Below are 15853 nucleotides of genomic sequence, written 5' to 3'. Positions count from 1 at the left end.
TGAAAATCGAAATCTTTCCGCCATCTAGGACCTGCGGCGGAAGAGTTCAACCAGGCAGTAAAAGGGAACCTGCCTATTGTACGCTCTGATCCCACCAGGTCGACAGCTGATAGCCATAGAGGGGCACTGTATCAGGATGAGCGATGCGCTTGCTGCGCGCCACCCACTGCTGATCCACGTGATAGAGCGGCAGAACGTAGTGGCCCGACAGCAGCATGCGATCGTGCGAACGCACGGCAGCGGTAAAGTCCTCGGCCGAACGCGCCGTGAGGATGTGCTGGATCAGCGTATCGACATCGGGGTCGGCGACGCCGGCGAAATTGTCCGTGCCCTGGCGACCCTTCGCGGCCGAGGACCAGCGTCCCAATTGTTCGATCCCAGGCGACAGCGAAGAGGTGTAGGATTTGACGATGACGTCGTAGTCGAAGCTGTTGGTGCGGCTCTGATACTGCGAATCGTCGACGGTTCGGATCGTCACGCCAATGCCGAGAAGCTGCAGCGACCGCTGATAAGAAACAGCCAGTTTTTCCTGATCGGTATTCTGCGTCATGATCTCGAAGCCAAGCGGACGGCCGTTGGCGTCGCTCATCTTGCCGTTCTTGATTGTGTAACCCGCTTCCTTGAGGAGGGCTGCGGCCTGCTTCAGGACATTGCGGTCGCGGCCGGATCCGTCGGTCACCGGCAGCTTGTAGGTGCCGTTGAGGATCGCCGGATCGATGCGATCCTTGATCGGGCCGAGCAAGTTCAACTCGCGTTCGTCGGCCGGTACCTGGAAGCTCGACAGATCGGAGTTCTGCCAGAAGCTCTGGGTGCGGATATAGGCGTTTGAAAACAGGTTCTTGTTCGCCCACTCGAAGTCGAAGATGAGCGACAGTCCCTCGCGAAGCTTCACACTGTCGAAGACCGGGCGCCGGGTGTTGAAGACGAAGCCGAACATGCCGCTCGGCAGCTTGGGGTCGAACGTGTCCTTGACGACGCTGCCGGACGTCACCGCAGGGAAATTGTAGGCATTCGCCCAATGGCCTGGGCTGCCGTCGGGATAGATATCGACGTCGCCCTTCTTGAAGGATTCAAACAGGGTTGTGTCCTGGAGGAAATACTGGACGCTGATCTGGTCGTAATTGTCGAGACCGATCTTTGCCGGGATGGCCTTGCCCCAATAGTTCGGGTCGCGTTCGAAGGTAATGCTTTCGCCCGGTTTCAGCGACTTGATCTTGTAGGGTCCCGAACCGACAGGAGGCGTCAGCGACGATCGGTCGAAGCTGTCAGGGTCGATGGCATGCTTCGGCAGGATCGGGGTCGAACCAGCCAGAATCATTGGAAACTCGCGGTCGGCCTTATCGTTGAAGGTAAACCGGACACCGTGGTCACTGACCTTCTCCATCTTCTCGACCGCGTTCAGCCGCGTGCTGAACGGGACGCGGCCTTTTTCCTTGAGCAGATTGAAGGTGAAGATGACGTCGTCAGGCGTCACCGGCTGCCCGTCGGACCACTTGGCGGCCGGATTGAGGTTGAACTGGATATAGGTGCGATCCTCGTCCCATTCGGCCGATTCCGCGAGCAGGCCATAGAGCGTGAAGGGCTCGTCTCGCGAGCGCAGCATCAGCGTTTCGAAGACGAGATTTCCGTACTCCGGATCCCACATGCCGCGCGCTGTCGTGCGCATGCTTTTCAGGATGAAGGGATTGAGGCTGTCGAAGGTTCCGACGACCCCATAGTTGATCTTGCCGCCCTTTTTCACATCGGGATTGACGTAGGGGAGATGCTTGAAATCGCTGGGCAAAGCGGGCTCGCCGTGCATGGCTATACCGTGCACCGGGTCGGCCAGCGCGGCGCTGCCAACAAGCGTAAAAATGACGGGAAGAACGATCCGGAGCATCGTTGAGGTCCTTTCCGGGAACGGCACGATTCGGCGCCAGACTATCACGCAGCCACCGCAATTCACCATCCGCGCCGAATTCTTTCGAACGACCCCGAAAAGGCCAAAGAAATACTGGATATCTAGCGCGACGCGATGTAACAGGAGAACCCGAAGTCGGGGGGTCATGCATTTGCCTCATTGTTTTAAGAGGTGGAGTGCGAACAACCCTGTTGGTGAGGATGACGCGTCGTCGTCCCTAAGGGATTTCAGGAGACGGAATTCGTTATGATGTTCAAGGCTGAAAAGAAAACGCGGGCAGCGCTGTCCGTTCTGGCAGTGATGCTTGGAGCCGCAGCGGCTCCGGTGTCTTCCTACGCACAGGACGCTTCGACCGACGCTCCGGCCCAGGCTGCCGGCGCACCGCGCCTCGGCTGGTACAAGACCTGCAGCAAGCAGGAAGACAACGACGTTTGCGTTGTTCAGAACGTTGTCCTGGCAGGCGGCGGCCAGCTGGTTACCGGCGTTGGCCTGATCACGGTTTCCGGCAAGATCAACAACAAGAGCCTGCAGGTTTCCGTTCCCCCTGCACGTCTGATCCCGCCAGGCGTGGGTATGCAGATCGACGGCGGCAAGCCGCAGAAGATCGACTACCTGATGTGCATGCCTGATCGTTGCGTCGCGCAGATCCCGCTGACGGATGCCATGGTTGCGAGCCTGAAGAAGGGCACCGACCTGGTTCTGACCTCGATCAACTTCCGCCGTGCGCCGAACCCGATCAAGATTTCTCTGGAAGGCTTCACGGGCGCATTCGACGGCGAAGCCGTTTCTGCCTCGAAGCTTGCCGAAAGCCAGAAGAGCCTGCAGGACAGCATGCAGAAGAAGGCTGACGAAGCTCGCAAGAAGCTCGAAGACGCTCAGAAGGCTGCCAAGGCTCAGTAAGCCGGCACCGCTTTCACAATATCGAAAACCCGGCCTAGCGCCGGGTTTTTTGTTGCCTGCCGGCAAGGAAAAACCCCGCCGGAGCGGGGTTCGAAGTCATTCCGAATTTGGTGGGCCGACAATTTAGTGGGCGAAGCTCATCTTGGGCTTGAACTCGCCCGTCGGTGCCATGTCGAAGATCTGGTAGACCTGCTCGTTGCGAAGCGGAACGCCGCTTTCGTCGTTCATCAGGTTCTGCTCGGATACATAGGCGACGTATTCGTTTTCATCGTTTTCGGCGAGCAAGTGGTAAAAAGGCTGATCCTTGCTCGGACGCGCTTCGGCGGGGATGGAGTTCCACCATTCTTCCGTGTTCGCGAATTCCGGGTCTACGTCAAAGATGACGCCGCGAAACGGAAAAACCTTGTGCCGAACCACTTCGCCGATACTGAACTTTGCTACTCTTTCTTTCATGGTACGACTTCCTTTCATCACCCAATTTGGTGATTGGCCTCGCTCAAATCAAGATTTGTGCGGGATTGCGTCACATGAGCGTCATATCGCCTCTGGCGATCCGTGACGACGGAGTGGAAGCCCGGCGGGCCGGGCTCCCATTGATCAGGCTATTACGCCGAATAGTACATGTCGTATTCGACCGGGTGCGGGGTCATGTCGTAGCGCATGACTTCCACCATCTTCAGCTCGATGAAGCTGTCGATCTGGTCGTCGTCGAAGACGCCGCCGGCGGTCAGGAACTTGCGGTCCTTGTCGAGGCTCTCGAGAGCTTCGCGCAGCGAGCCGCAAACCGTCGGGATCTTCTTCAGTTCCTTCGGCGGCAGATCGTAGAGATCCTTGTCCATGGCCTTGCCGGGATGGATCTTGTTCTTGATGCCGTCGAGGCCCGCCATGAGCATCGCTGCGAAGGCGAGGTAGGGGTTTGCCATCGGATCCGGGAAGCGGACTTCGACGCGCTTTGCCTTCGGGTTGCTGCCGAACGGAATACGGCACGAAGCCGAGCGGTTGCGCGCCGAATAGGCGAGCAGAACCGGTGCTTCATAGCCCGGGACGAGACGCTTGTAGGAGTTCGTCGACGGGTTGGTGAAAGCGTTCAGCGCCTTGGCATGCTTGATGACGCCGCCGATGAAGTACAGGCAGCTCTCGGACAGGCCCGCATACTCGTCGCCGGCGAAGCTTGGCTTGCCGCCCTTCCAGATCGACATGTGGACGTGCATGCCCGAACCGTTGTCGCCGAAGATCGGCTTCGGCATGAAGGTTGCCGTCTTGCCGTAGGCATTGGCGACCTGATGCACGACGTACTTGTAGATCTGCATCTTGTCGGCGTTGCGAACGAGCGTGTCGAACTTGATGCCGAGTTCGTGCTGGGCAGCGGCCACTTCGTGGTGGTGCTTTTCAACGGTGACGCCCATTTCCGACAGAACCGTCAGCATTTCGGAACGCATGTCCTGGCAGCTGTCGATCGGGGGAACCGGGAAGTAGCCGCCCTTGACGCGCGGACGGTGGCCGAGGTTGCCTGTCTCATATTCGGTGTCGTCGTTGGACGGCAGTTCGGTGGAGTCGAGCTTGAAGCCGGTATTGTAAGGATCGGCCTTGTAGCGAACGTCATCAAAAATGAAGAATTCAGCTTCCGGGCCAACGAAGATCGTGTCGCCGATACCGGATGCCTTGAGGTAGGCTTCAGCCTTCTTGGCGGTGCCGCGCGGGTCGCGGTTGTAGGCTTCGCCCGAGACCGGATCGAGAATATCGCAGAGGATAACCATGGTGGACTGCGCGAAGAACGGGTCCATGTGAACCGTTTCCGGGTCCGGCATCAACACCATGTCGGATTCGTTGATGGCCTTCCAGCCGCCGATCGAGGAGCCGTCGAACATGACGCCATCGGCGAACATGTCTTCGTCGACGCAGACGACGTCCATCGTTACGTGCTGCAGCTTGCCCTTAGGATCGGTGAAGCGCAGGTCGACGAACTTTACGTCGTTTTCCTTGATTTGCTTGAGAATTTCGCTTGCGGTCGCCATTAAATAGTTCCTTTATTTGAGATGACGATACGGTTTTTCGCCGCTAGGCGATAAAGGCTAGATAGCATCGATACCGGTTTCGCCGGTACGGATGCGGATAACCTCTTCAATGTTGGACACAAAAATCTTGCCGTCCCCAATGCGGCCGGTCTGTGCGGCCTTGCGGATGGCGTCGATGACGGCTTCCGCGTTTTCGTCCGCCAGCACGACTTCCACCTTCACCTTGGGCAGGAAGTCCACGACATATTCAGCGCCACGGTAAAGTTCCGTATGGCCTTTCTGACGACCGAAGCCCTTCGCTTCCGTGACAGTGATGCCCTGCAAACCAACTTCCTGAAGGGCCTCCTTCACTTCGTCGAGCTTGAAGGGCTTAATGATCGCTTCGATCTTTTTCATGAGAAAATGACTCTCCGCTTCTCCCGTTAATGCAGGTCCAAACCCGCTGAGCGACATGATGCAGTTATCGTGCCAGTTGGAAAGCGGAATTTTCTGGAAAATAGAGCGAGCGCGCTGAAATGCGTCTGTTTTGGGCGTAACTCGAAATGTTTTTCATGAAAAATCGACGAAAAAATCAGCTTCGACGCGCTTTTTTGTCTGAAAACATGAATATTCACATACCCTAAATAATGATCGTGATGGTAGGGTCGTGATTAAAAAGTATGCAAATGAATAAAAATGAGTCACGAGAATATCTGCGGAACTGATTGTTATTTGGGCTGTTTCTGGTTGAATGGCCCTATGACCGAACGCCTTTCCGATCTTCTTCTCACACCTTCTGAAATGACCGCGGCCGACGTGGCCGCCGCCGAGTCCGGACTAGACAGTTTCGCCTTGATGACGCGTGCCGGCGCCGCTGTCGCCGCATCCTTTCTACGCTTCTATCCCGGTGCCGTCCGCGCCGTCATTCTCTGTGGTCCGGGTAATAATGGCGGAGACGGATACGTTGCGGCGCGCTGCCTGGAGGAGACGGGCATAGATGTTGCTGTCTTTCATTTCGGCGATCCCAAAGGACTGAAGGGCGATGCGGCTCGAGCTCGGGAGGAATGGGCTGGGAGCAGCCGGCCGCTTGCTGACTACGAGCCGCGGCAAGGCGACGTCGTCATCGATGCCATCTTCGGGGCAGGGCTTTCTCGCGATGTCGGGCAGGTTGTCGCCGACGCGATACGGAAGGTGGCCGAGGCATCGCTTCCCGTGCTTGCGATCGATCTTCCCTCAGGGATCGATGGGCGCACTGGCGCGATACTTGGAGCAGCCTTCAAGGCGGATCGAACGGTCACGTTCATGACGCGCAAGCCGGGTCATCTGCTTCTTCCGGGCCGCGAGTACTGTGGAAGCGTCGAGGTCTACGACATCGGCATTCCCGCGCGGATCATACGTTCGAAGGCTGTCGAGCGGCTTGCTGAAAACCGGCCCGAGCAGTGGATGGGCGCGTTGCTTCGGCCAGAACAGGAAACGCACAAATACAAGCGCGGACATCTTGCGGTGTTCTCCGGCGAAGTCGGGAAAACGGGGGCCGCGCGCATGTCGGCGATGGCCGGACTGAAGGCGGGCGCAGGATTGTTGACGATTGCTTCGCCAACCGATGCGCTCGCGGAAAATGCCGGGCACCTGACGGCCATAATGCTGCATGAGGTCAACGACGCGGCAGGGCTCGATCTATGGCTCGAGGACAACCGACTGCATACCTTCGTGCTCGGTCCGGGCTTTGGCGCAGGCGACAAGGCCCGCCGCTTCGTTGCGGCACTGCGCGATCGCCATCTGGTGCTTGATGCAGACGGCATCTCCTCTTTTCGCGACAACCCGGACGAATTGTTCGCGCTGTTTGCCGACGGAGCGCCACGCCTTGTCCTGACCCCGCATGAAGGGGAATTCGGGCGGCTCTTTCCCGATATCGCCGAAGACGCGACGAAGGGGAAGGTCGATAAGGCGCGGGCGGCCGCCAAGCGCGCCAACGCCGCCATCATCTACAAGGGCGCGGATACGGTGATCGCTTCGCCCGACGGGCGGGCGCTGATCAACACCAATGCTCCGATCTGGCTTGCGACCGCCGGCTCAGGCGACGTGCTTGCCGGGATCGTCGGCGCGATGATGGCGCAAGGCGCGCCTGCATTCGAGGCTGCGGCCGCCGGGGTCTACCTGCACGGCGAAGCGGGAATGCGCGCGGGCAAAGGGCTGACGGCGGAAGATCTGGTGTCCGCGGTGCTTCCGCCGTGACGAGATCAGGCCGAGACCTTTTCCTGCAGGGCAATGGCACCGAAGGGCGCGTTGACCTTCCCCTCATGAATGATGAAGGCGAAGACGTCGCGGGATTTCTCCTCGACCTTCCGGGTGCTATCGACCAATGGCAGATCCTTCGGAACCTTGCCGGCTGCCCATAGCTCGAGGCGCTCCGCCCAGGCCTTCAGGTCGGCCTCGGCGTAGCAGGTGCGGATATCATCCGATCCCTTCTGCAGCCGGGTATAGACGAAGTCCGCAGTCACATCGGCAATCATCGGATAGTCGAAATGCTCCGCGACGACGGGGGCGACGGCATATTTTTCCAGAAGTGCCACGAACTCCGGAACCTTGAAGGAGTCGTGCCGGACCTCGACGACGTGGCGTAGCGGAAGCCCGTCCTGCTTTGCCGGCAGCAGTTTCAGGAAGGCTTCGAAATCGTCCGGGTCGAATTTCTTCGTGGGCGCGAACTGCCATAGGATCGGGCCGAGGCGGTCCCTAAGCTCCGTCAGGCCCTGCGTCAGGAACCGCTCCATCGACTCGCCGGCTTCCGCAAGCACCCGGCGATTGGTGACGAAGCGGCTGGCCTTCAGCGAGAAAATAAAACCATCCGGGACGTCGGCTGCCCATTTCGCGAAGGTCGCGGGCTTCTGTGAGCTGTAATAGGTGCCATTGACTTCGATGACCTTCAACTGCCGGCTGGCATAATTCAGCTCATCCTTCTGCTTCAGATCGGATGGGAAGAAATGGTTTCGCCACGGCTCGAATGTCCAGCCGCCGATGCCGACGCGTATGCTGCCTGTCTTGCTCATTGCCGTCCTCCCTGCGCCCGTTCAGGCGATCTTCTTTGTCATGTCGACGGTGACCCATCCTGGTCTGCGCGAATTGGGGCGTCGACCCGTTTCCTGAAAACCGAAGGCCCTATAGATCGCGATGCTCCGTTCCATGCGCGCGTTTGTATAAAGGTGCAGTTCCGGAAGGCCCCATTCGTGTGTCTTGTCTTCGACCCAGCGCAGGATGGTGCGGCCGATGCCACGGCCGTGGTGCATAGGAGGAACGGCGATACTGAAAAGCATCGCGTGGTCGGTGTGCCGCTCCAGCACGGCAAGCCCCACCGCTGCTCCCTCGACATCGAGGAGCCAGGCCTCCCGTCTGCGATCCGCGGCCCATAGTCTTCGCTCATCGGCAGCGGTTCGCCGCCGAAGGCCGCGACATAGGGCTTGTAGGCATCCATCGTAGGACGGCGAACGACCTCGATATCGGAAGCGTTCGCCTGTCTCAGCATGTCACTCGGCCGCCACCACGGTCTTCTTGGCCGGGCGCCGTTCCAGAAGATCCTTGAGGAACTGGCCGGTATAGGACCGCTTTTCCTTGACGATCGCTTCCGGCGTGCCCGACGCTACGATCTCGCCGCCGCCGTCGCCACCCTCAGGACCGAAATCAAGGACCCAGTCGGCCGTCTTGATGACTTCGAGATTGTGTTCGATCACCACGACGGAGTTGCCCTGGTTGACGAGCTCATGCAGCATCTCAAGCAGCTTGGCGACGTCGTGGAAGTGAAGGCCCGTCGTCGGTTCGTCGAGAATATAAAGCGTGCGTCCGGTCGAGCGCTTCGACAGCTCCTTGGCGAGTTTGACGCGCTGGGCTTCGCCGCCCGACAGCGTATTCGCCTGCTGGCCGACCTTGATGTAGCCGAGGCCGACGTCCTTCAGGGCCTGCAGCTTGTCGCGTACTGCCGGTACCGCCGCGAAGAATTCGACGCCCTCCTCGACGGTCATGTCGAGCACGTCGGCAATCGACTTGGTCTTGAAGGTCACGTCGAGCGTTTCGCGGTTGTAGCGCTTGCCGTGGCAGACGTCGCAGGTGACGTAGACGTCCGGGAGGAAATGCATCTCGATCTTGATGACGCCGTCGCCCTGGCAGGCCTCGCAGCGGCCACCCTTGACGTTGAAGGAGAACCGGCCGGGCTGATAGCCGCGAGCCTTTGCCTCCGGCAGACCCGCGAACCAGTCGCGGATCGGCGTGAAGGCGCCGGTGTAGGTCGCCGGGTTCGATCGCGGCGTGCGCCCGATCGGTGACTGGTCGATATCGATCACCTTGTCGATATGCTCGAAGCCGTCGATGCGGTCGTGATCGGCGGGGATTTCGCGCGCGCCCATGACGCGGCGGGCCGCCGACTTGTAGAGCGTCTCGATCAGGAAGGTGGATTTGCCGCCGCCCGAAACGCCTGAAACCGCCGTGAAGACGCCGAGCGGGATGGAGGCCGTGACGTTCTTGAGGTTGTTGCCGCGTGCGCCAACGACCTTGATCTCCTTGCCCTTCTTTGGCTTGCGCCGCTCGTCGGGCAGGGGAACGCCGAGTTCGCCAGACAGGTACTTGCCCGTCAGCGATTTCGGATTGGCCATGATGTCCTGAGGCGTGCCGTGGGCGATGACTTGCCCGCCGTGGATGCCTGCAGCCGGGCCGATGTCGACGACATCGTCGGCCTGCAGGATGGCATCCTCGTCATGCTCGACGACGATGACAGTATTGCCGATGTCGCGCAGATGCTTCAGCGTTTCCAGAAGACGGGCGTTGTCGCGCTGGTGCAAGCCGATCGACGGCTCGTCGAGCACGTAAAGCACGCCGGTCAGGCCGGAGCCGATCTGCGAGGCAAGACGAATACGCTGGCTCTCGCCGCCCGAAAGCGTGCCGGAGTTTCTCGAGAGGCTGAGATATTCAAGACCCACGTCGTTGAGGAACCGCAGGCGATCGCGAATCTCCTTGAGAATCCGGACGGCGATCTCGTTCTGCTTGGCGTTGAAGCTCGCAGGCAACGTTTCGAACCAGTCGCGTGCCACACGGATCGACATTTCGGTGACTTGGCCTATGTGCAGCTTGTTGATCTTGACCGCCAGCGCTTCCGGCTTCAGGCGATAGCCGGCGCAGGCCGGGCAGGGCGCCGCCGACATGTAGCGTTCGATCTCCTCGCGCGCCCAGGCGGAATCGGTTTCCTTCCAGCGGCGCTCGAGATTGGGAATGATGCCTTCGAAATTCTTGTGCGTCGTGTAGGACCGGGCGCCGTCGGCGTAATGGAACTCGACCTTTTCCTCGGTGCCGTTGAGAATGACATCCTTGGCCTTATCAGACAGGTCGCTAAAACGGCTGCCGAGCTTGAAGCCGAAATGCTTTCCGAGGGCTTCGAGCGTCTGGTTGTAGTAGGGAGACGACGATTTTGCCCAAGGCGCGAGAGCGCCGTCACGCAGCGTGCGCTCGGGTTCGGGTACGATCAGATCGGCATCGATCTTCTGCTGCGAGCCAAGCCCGTCGCAGGTCGGACACGCGCCCGACGGATTGTTGAACGAGAACAACCGGGGCTCGATCTCCGGAATGGTGAAACCGGAAATCGGGCAGGCAAACTTTTCCGAGAAAAGCACGCGCTCGTGCGTCTCGTTCAGCGACTTGTTGGCGGAACCGCCGGCTGCTGTTTCCTCTATAGGCAACGGCTTATCGGCGAACTCGGCGACCGCGAGCCCGTCGGCGAGCTTCAGAGAGGTCTCGAAGCTGTCGGCCAGGCGCGACGCCATATCCGGACGGACGACGATACGATCGACGACGACGTCGATGTCGTGCTTGTACTTCTTGTCGAGCGTCGGCGCTTCCGCGATCTCGTAGAACTGGCCGTCAACCTTGACGCGCTGGAAGCCCTTCTTCATCAGCTCGGCCAGCTCTTTCTTATACTCGCCCTTGCGGCCGCGTACGAGCGGAGCAAGGATGTAGAGCCGCGTTCCTTCCGGGAACTCCAGGACGCGATCGACCATCTGGCTGATTGTCTGGCTCTCGATCGGGAGGCCGGTCGCCGGCGAATACGGGACGCCGACGCGCGCAAAAAGCAAGCGCATATAATCGTAGATTTCGGTAACGGTGCCGACCGTCGAGCGCGGGTTGCGCGAAGTCGTCTTCTGCTCGATCGAGATCGCCGGGGAGAGGCCGTCGATCTGGTCGACGTCGGGCTTCTGCATCATCTCCAGAAACTGGCGGGCATAGGCCGACAGGCTCTCGACGTACCGGCGCTGACCTTCGGCGTAAATAGTGTCGAAGGCGAGCGAGGATTTTCCGGATCCCGACAGGCCGGTCATGACGATCAGCTTGTTGCGCGGCAGGTCGAGATCAATGCCCTTGAGGTTATGCTCGCGCGCGCCGCGGATGGAGATCGTCTTCAGTTCGCTCATCGTCTTCTGCTTCTGTGCTGGAACAAGCCCCTTATTTAGTGATGCCGGCTGGCGAGTCGAGGCTGAATGTCCATCTGCTGAAAGGTTTTCGATTCGATTGACAGGATCATAGGGATAAAATAGAACAAATAAAGAACAAATTTCTTTGTGGATGAACCTGTGATGGACGCCCCGGGCGGGAGCTCTATGGTTTAAGGTAGGCCCATCGGTTCAAAAAGAGCCGCCAGGACGGCGGCAGGCAGGGTGAGAAGTATGGCTGGCAGCGTGAACAAGGTAATTCTGATCGGAAACGTGGGTGCCGACCCCGAAATCCGTCGGACGCAGGACGGCCGGCCGATCGCCAACCTCCGGATCGCGACGTCGGAAACCTGGCGCGACCGCAACTCCGGCGAACGCCGCGAAAAGACGGAATGGCATACGGTCGTCGTCTTCAACGAAGGCCTGTGCAAGGTCGTCGAACAGTATGTGAAGAAGGGCGCCAAGCTCTACATCGAAGGTGCGCTGCAGACCCGCAAGTGGCAGGACCAGCAGGGCCAGGACCGCTATTCAACGGAAGTCGTCCTGCAGGGCTTCGGCTCGACGTTGACGATGCTTGATGGTCGCGGCGAAGGCGGGGGTGCAGGCGCTGGCGGCGGCTTCGGTGGTGGTCGCGGCGGCAATGCCGGTGGCGACGACTTCGGTGGTGGCGGCGGTGGCTATGGCGACGATTACGGCGCTCCGGCGAAGTCGTCGGGTCGTGGCGGCTCGGGCGGCGGTGCCGGTGGCGGCGGCAACTTCTCGCGTGATCTCGATGACGACATCCCGTTTTGATGTCAGGCTAGATCGAGTTTTCAAACGGCGCGCCATCGGGTGCGCCTTTTTTTCATTCCGGCCCTAGCCAGCCGGGACGAGGTTCATGGCCGACTTGATGCCATCGACGACGAACTGGGTGGCGAGCGCTGCCAGGATGACGCCAAGCAGGCGGGTGAGGATTGCCCGGCCGGTGACGCCGAGGAAGCGATCCACACGCTCGGCGATCAGCAGCGCCAGGAACAGCAGCAGCAGGCTGGCGCCGATAACGATGATCAGCTGTGCCCGCTCGAACGAGGTCTGCATCGATCCGGCAATCAGGATGGTTGCAGAGATGGCGCCGGGGCCGGAGATCAGCGGGATGGCGAGCGGGAAGACGGCGATATTGTGGATATGATCGACCGTTATCGCGGCGGTGCTGGTCTTTTCCTTGCGGTCGTGCCGCTTCTCGAACACCATTTCAAAGGCGATCCAGAAGAGCAGCAGGCCGCCTGCGATACGGAAGGCGCCGATGGAGATGCCGAGCACGCCGAGCACGCTGGAGCCGAACAGCGCAAAGACGGCGAGGATGATGAAGGCGATGATCGAGCCGCGCAGCGCCACCTGCTTACGCTGGCCGCGGCTCATGCCCACTGTCAGCCCGAGAAAGATCGGCGCAAGACCTGGTGGGTCGATTGTGACGAGCAGGGTGGTGAAGGCGTTGATCAGTTGGTCGGCGCTTGCCATCGTGTCTCCAGACGCCCATATACAGGCCTGATTTCAGGCGATTGTGGTATGGGGAAACCGATTTGGCAAATGGCGCTACTCGCATCGCGAGCGTGGGGGCGCAAAAGCCCGGTATTGCCGCGAATAGACCGCAAAAGCCTGTTCAAAACCCCCGGCAAAATTGGCTTAAGAACAGCCTTTCCGCTATAAATCTTCAAGTGATTCTAGAAGAGATCGTGATCCGTTTTGACTGAGCAAACACCCCCCGGCGGCGGGAAGCTCCCGCCAGGCATCGAGCCCATCTCCATCATGGAGGAAATGCAGCGGTCGTATCTCGATTACGCGATGAGCGTCATCGTCAGCCGAGCGCTGCCGGACGTGCGTGATGGCCTGAAGCCCGTGCACCGGCGAATCCTCTACGGCATGTCCGAGCTCGGTATCGACTGGAACAAGAAATACGTCAAATGCGCCCGCGTAACCGGGGACGTGATGGGTAAATACCATCCGCACGGCAACTCGGCGATTTACGATGCGCTGGCGCGTATGGCGCAGGACTGGTCTCTTCGCCTGCCGCTGATCGATGGCCAAGGCAATTTCGGCTCCGTCGATGGCGATCCGCCTGCGGCCGAACGCTACACCGAATGCCGTCTGGAAAAGGCCGCGCATTCGCTGCTCGACGATCTCGACAAGGAAACCGTCGATTTCCGCGATAACTATGACGGCACGCTTTCCGAGCCGGTCGTTGTTCCCGCCAAGTTCCCGAACCTTTTGGTCAACGGGGCAGGCGGCATCGCCGTCGGCATGGCGACGAACATTCCGCCGCATAACCTCTCAGAAGTTATAAACGGCTGCGTCGCGCTGATCGACAATCCGGCGATCGAACTGCCGGAGATCATGGAAATCATCCCGGGCCCCGACTTCCCGACGGGTGCCAAGATCCTCGGTCGTTCCGGCATTCGCTCGGCCTACGAAACCGGCCGCGGCTCAGTCATCATGCGCGGCGTTGCGGCGATCGAGCCAATGCGCGGCGATCGCGAACAGATCATCATCACCGAGATCCCGTATCAGGTGAACAAGTCGACGATGATCGAGAAGATGGCCGAACTGGTGCGCGACAAGCGCATCGAGGGCATCTCCGACCTTCGCGACGAATCCGACCGCCAGGGCTACCGCGTCGTCGTCGAGCTGAAGCGCGACGCCAATGCCGACGTGATCCTGAACCAGCTTTACCGCTATACCCCCCTGCAGACCTCCTTCGGCTGCAACATGGTTGCGCTGAACGGTGGCAAGCCGGAGCAGCTGACGCTGCTCGACATGCTTCGCGCCTTCGTTTCCTTCCGCGAGGAAGTTGTTAGCCGGAGAACGAAATTTCTTCTGCGCAAGGCGCGTGAACGAGCGCACGTCTTGGTCGGTCTCGCGATTGCGGTCGCCAATATCGACGAGATCATCCGCACGATCCGGCAGGCGCCGGATCCGCAGACCGCACGCGAACAGTTGATGACGCGCCGCTGGCCGGCAGCCGATGTCGAGAGCCTGATCCGCCTGATCGACGACCCACGTCACCGCATCAACGACGACCTGACCTACAACCTTTCGGAAGAGCAGGCACGCGCGATCCTCGAACTGCGTCTGGCTCGCCTGACGGCTCTCGGTCGCGACGAAATCGGCGATGAACTCAACAAGATAGGCGAAGAGATCCGCGAATATCTCGAGATTCTGTCGTCGCGCCTGCGGATCCAGTCGATCGTCAAGGATGAGCTCACCGCCGTTCGCGACGAGTTCGGCACACCGCGCCGGAGCGAGATCATCGACGGTGGTCTCGAGATGGACGACGAGGACCTGATCGCCCGCGAGGACATGGTCGTTACCGTTTCACATCTCGGCTACATCAAGCGCGTTCCGCTTGCGACCTACCGTGCCCAGCGCCGCGGTGGCAAGGGCCGCTCGGGCATGACCACACGCGACGAAGATTTTGTTAGCCAGCTATTCGTGTTGAACACGCATACGCCGGTTCTGTTCTTCTCGTCGCGCGGTATCGTCTACAAGGAAAAGGTCTATCGCCTGCCGATCGGAACGCCGACGTCGCGTGGCAAGGCACTGATCAACATGTTGCCGCTGGAATCCGGCGAGCGCATCACCACCATCCTGCCGCTTCCCGAGGACGAGGACAGCTGGGACAAGCTCGACGTCATGTTCTCGACGACGCGCGGTACTGTCCGCAGAAACAAGCTGTCGGACTTCGTCCAGGTCAATCGAAACGGCAAGATTGCCATGAAGCTCGAGGAAGAGGGTGACGAAATCCTCTCGGTCGAGACCTGCACGGAGCATGACGACGTTCTGCTGACCACGGCGCTCGGCCAGTGCATTCGCTTCTCGGTAGACGATGTGCGTGTCTTTGCCGGTCGTAACTCGATCGGCGTGCGCGGCATCAACCTTGCCGATGGCGACCGGATCATCTCGATGACGATCGTTGGACACGTCGATGCAGAACCATGGGAGCGTGCGGCCTATCTGAAGCGTTCCGCTGCCGAACGGCGTGCGACCGGTATCGACGAAGAGGACATCGCGCTTGTCGGTGAAGAAGTCACCGAAGAGGGACAGTTGCCGGACGATCGATACGAAGAGCTGAAGGCGCGCGAACAGTTCGTTCTGACCGTCTCGGAAAAGGGCTTCGGAAAGCGTTCGTCCTCGTACGACTTCCGCATTTCCGGCCGCGGCGGCAAGGGTATCCGTGCAACGGATACATCGAAGACCACCGAGATCGGCGAACTGGTTGCTGCATTCCCGGTTGCGGAAGGCGATCAGATCATGCTCGTCTCGGATCGCGGACAGCTCATTCGCGTACCGGTCGGCGGCATTCGTATCGCGAGCCGCGCGACCAAGGGCGTCACGATCTTCGCGACGGCCAAGGACGAGAAGGTTGTCTCGGTCGAGCGTATCAGCGAGCCGGATGAGGAAAGCGGCGACGTAGAGAACGGCGACGAAAATGCCGCTTCGGTTGGCGAAGATACGCCTGATACCGAAGCTTGAGCTGACGGGGCGGCCAGTCCGCCGTCAGTGAGCAAATGAAGGCCCGGAACGATTGTCGTTCCGGGCCTCTTTTTTTGACGCTGCCAGGG

Annotated in this window: 11 protein-coding genes and 1 pseudogene; 4 read left to right on the top strand and 8 right to left on the bottom strand. The window is 60.0% G+C overall.

The features are described from left to right. Positions 1-73: 73 nt before the first annotated feature. Entirely contained in the window at positions 74-1879 is a 1806-nt protein-coding gene (locus tag ASE04_RS07470) for an extracellular solute-binding protein (protein WP_056814422.1), read from the bottom strand. A gap of 267 nt (positions 1880-2146) precedes the next feature. Between ASE04_RS07470 and ASE04_RS07465 the strand changes: the two genes are divergently transcribed. After that, positions 2147-2800 carry an invasion associated locus B family protein gene (locus tag ASE04_RS07465; RefSeq protein WP_056814419.1) on the top strand — a complete coding sequence of 218 codons (654 nt, stop codon included), beginning with the start codon at positions 2147-2149 and terminating at the stop codon, positions 2798-2800. A gap of 123 nt (positions 2801-2923) precedes the next feature. On the opposite strand, the gene hspQ is transcribed toward ASE04_RS07465, so the two are convergent. From hspQ to ASE04_RS07450, 3 genes are all read right to left on the bottom strand, one after another. Beyond that, positions 2924-3253, bottom strand: coding sequence for a heat shock protein HspQ (gene hspQ / locus ASE04_RS07460; RefSeq protein WP_056814414.1), 330 nt, complete (start codon positions 3251-3253; stop codon positions 2924-2926). A 152-nt stretch (positions 3254-3405) separates the two neighbouring features. Further along, positions 3406-4815 carry a type I glutamate--ammonia ligase gene (glnA, locus tag ASE04_RS07455; protein WP_056814412.1) on the bottom strand — a complete coding sequence of 470 codons (1410 nt, stop codon included), beginning with the start codon at positions 4813-4815 and terminating at the stop codon, positions 3406-3408. Positions 4816-4872: 57 nt separating this feature from the next. After that, positions 4873-5211, bottom strand: coding sequence for a P-II family nitrogen regulator (locus ASE04_RS07450; RefSeq protein ID WP_003579240.1), 339 nt, complete (start codon positions 5209-5211; stop codon positions 4873-4875). Between the two features lie 342 nt (positions 5212-5553). Between ASE04_RS07450 and ASE04_RS07445 the strand changes: the two genes are divergently transcribed. Further along, a complete protein-coding gene (locus ASE04_RS07445; RefSeq protein ID WP_056814410.1) occupies positions 5554-7029 on the top strand; it encodes a bifunctional ADP-dependent NAD(P)H-hydrate dehydratase/NAD(P)H-hydrate epimerase in 1476 nt (491 codons plus the stop codon). A gap of 5 nt (positions 7030-7034) precedes the next feature. Here ASE04_RS07445 and ASE04_RS07440 read toward each other — a convergent pair whose 3' ends face one another. From ASE04_RS07440 to uvrA, 3 genes and pseudogenes are all read right to left on the bottom strand, one after another. Beyond that, a complete protein-coding gene (locus ASE04_RS07440) occupies positions 7035-7841 on the bottom strand; it encodes a DUF72 domain-containing protein (protein WP_056814407.1) in 807 nt (268 codons plus the stop codon). A gap of 21 nt (positions 7842-7862) precedes the next feature. Beyond that, a pseudogene (locus ASE04_RS07435) lies at positions 7863-8314 on the bottom strand (GNAT family N-acetyltransferase). A 1-nt stretch (position 8315) separates the two neighbouring features. Then, entirely contained in the window at positions 8316-11240 is a 2925-nt protein-coding gene (gene uvrA, locus ASE04_RS07430; protein WP_056814404.1) for an excinuclease ABC subunit UvrA, read from the bottom strand. A gap of 252 nt (positions 11241-11492) precedes the next feature. Here uvrA and ASE04_RS07425 point away from each other — a divergent pair, with 252 nt between their 5' ends. Continuing rightward, complete coding sequence (locus ASE04_RS07425) at positions 11493-12050, top strand: single-stranded DNA-binding protein (protein WP_056814401.1); 558 nt, start codon at positions 11493-11495, stop codon at positions 12048-12050. Between the two features lie 63 nt (positions 12051-12113). Here ASE04_RS07425 and ASE04_RS07420 read toward each other — a convergent pair whose 3' ends face one another. Then, complete coding sequence (locus ASE04_RS07420) at positions 12114-12755, bottom strand: MarC family protein (protein WP_056814398.1); 642 nt, start codon at positions 12753-12755, stop codon at positions 12114-12116. Between the two features lie 225 nt (positions 12756-12980). Between ASE04_RS07420 and gyrA the strand changes: the two genes are divergently transcribed. Next, a complete protein-coding gene (gene gyrA, locus ASE04_RS07415; RefSeq protein WP_056814395.1) occupies positions 12981-15764 on the top strand; it encodes a DNA gyrase subunit A in 2784 nt (927 codons plus the stop codon). Positions 15765-15853 lie beyond the last annotated feature (89 nt).

This window comes from Rhizobium sp. Root708, from assembly GCF_001429725.1.
Taxonomy (GTDB): Bacteria; Pseudomonadota; Alphaproteobacteria; order Rhizobiales; family Rhizobiaceae; genus Rhizobium.
Note: the sequence above shows the minus strand (reverse complement) of the source record. Positions and strands in the feature narration are given on the sequence as shown.

What these genes read in the sequence shown, in the direction of transcription:
- ASE04_RS07470 (WP_056814422.1), bottom strand. Translation starts at nt 1,879, where the DNA reads ATGCTCCGGATCGTTCTTCCCGTCATTTTTACGCTTGTTGGCAGCGCC.
- ASE04_RS07465 (WP_056814419.1), top strand. Translation starts at nt 2,147, where the DNA reads ATGATGTTCAAGGCTGAAAAGAAAACGCGGGCAGCGCTGTCCGTTCTG.
- hspQ (WP_056814414.1), bottom strand. Translation starts at nt 3,253, where the DNA reads ATGAAAGAAAGAGTAGCAAAGTTCAGTATCGGCGAAGTGGTTCGGCAC.
- glnA (WP_056814412.1), bottom strand. Translation starts at nt 4,815, where the DNA reads ATGGCGACCGCAAGCGAAATTCTCAAGCAAATCAAGGAAAACGACGTA.
- ASE04_RS07450 (WP_003579240.1), bottom strand. Translation starts at nt 5,211, where the DNA reads ATGAAAAAGATCGAAGCGATCATTAAGCCCTTCAAGCTCGACGAAGTG.
- ASE04_RS07445 (WP_056814410.1), top strand. Translation starts at nt 5,554, where the DNA reads ATGACCGAACGCCTTTCCGATCTTCTTCTCACACCTTCTGAAATGACC.
- ASE04_RS07440 (WP_056814407.1), bottom strand. Translation starts at nt 7,841, where the DNA reads ATGAGCAAGACAGGCAGCATACGCGTCGGCATCGGCGGCTGGACATTC.
- uvrA (WP_056814404.1), bottom strand. Translation starts at nt 11,240, where the DNA reads ATGAGCGAACTGAAGACGATCTCCATCCGCGGCGCGCGCGAGCATAAC.
- ASE04_RS07425 (WP_056814401.1), top strand. Translation starts at nt 11,493, where the DNA reads ATGGCTGGCAGCGTGAACAAGGTAATTCTGATCGGAAACGTGGGTGCC.
- ASE04_RS07420 (WP_056814398.1), bottom strand. Translation starts at nt 12,755, where the DNA reads ATGGCAAGCGCCGACCAACTGATCAACGCCTTCACCACCCTGCTCGTC.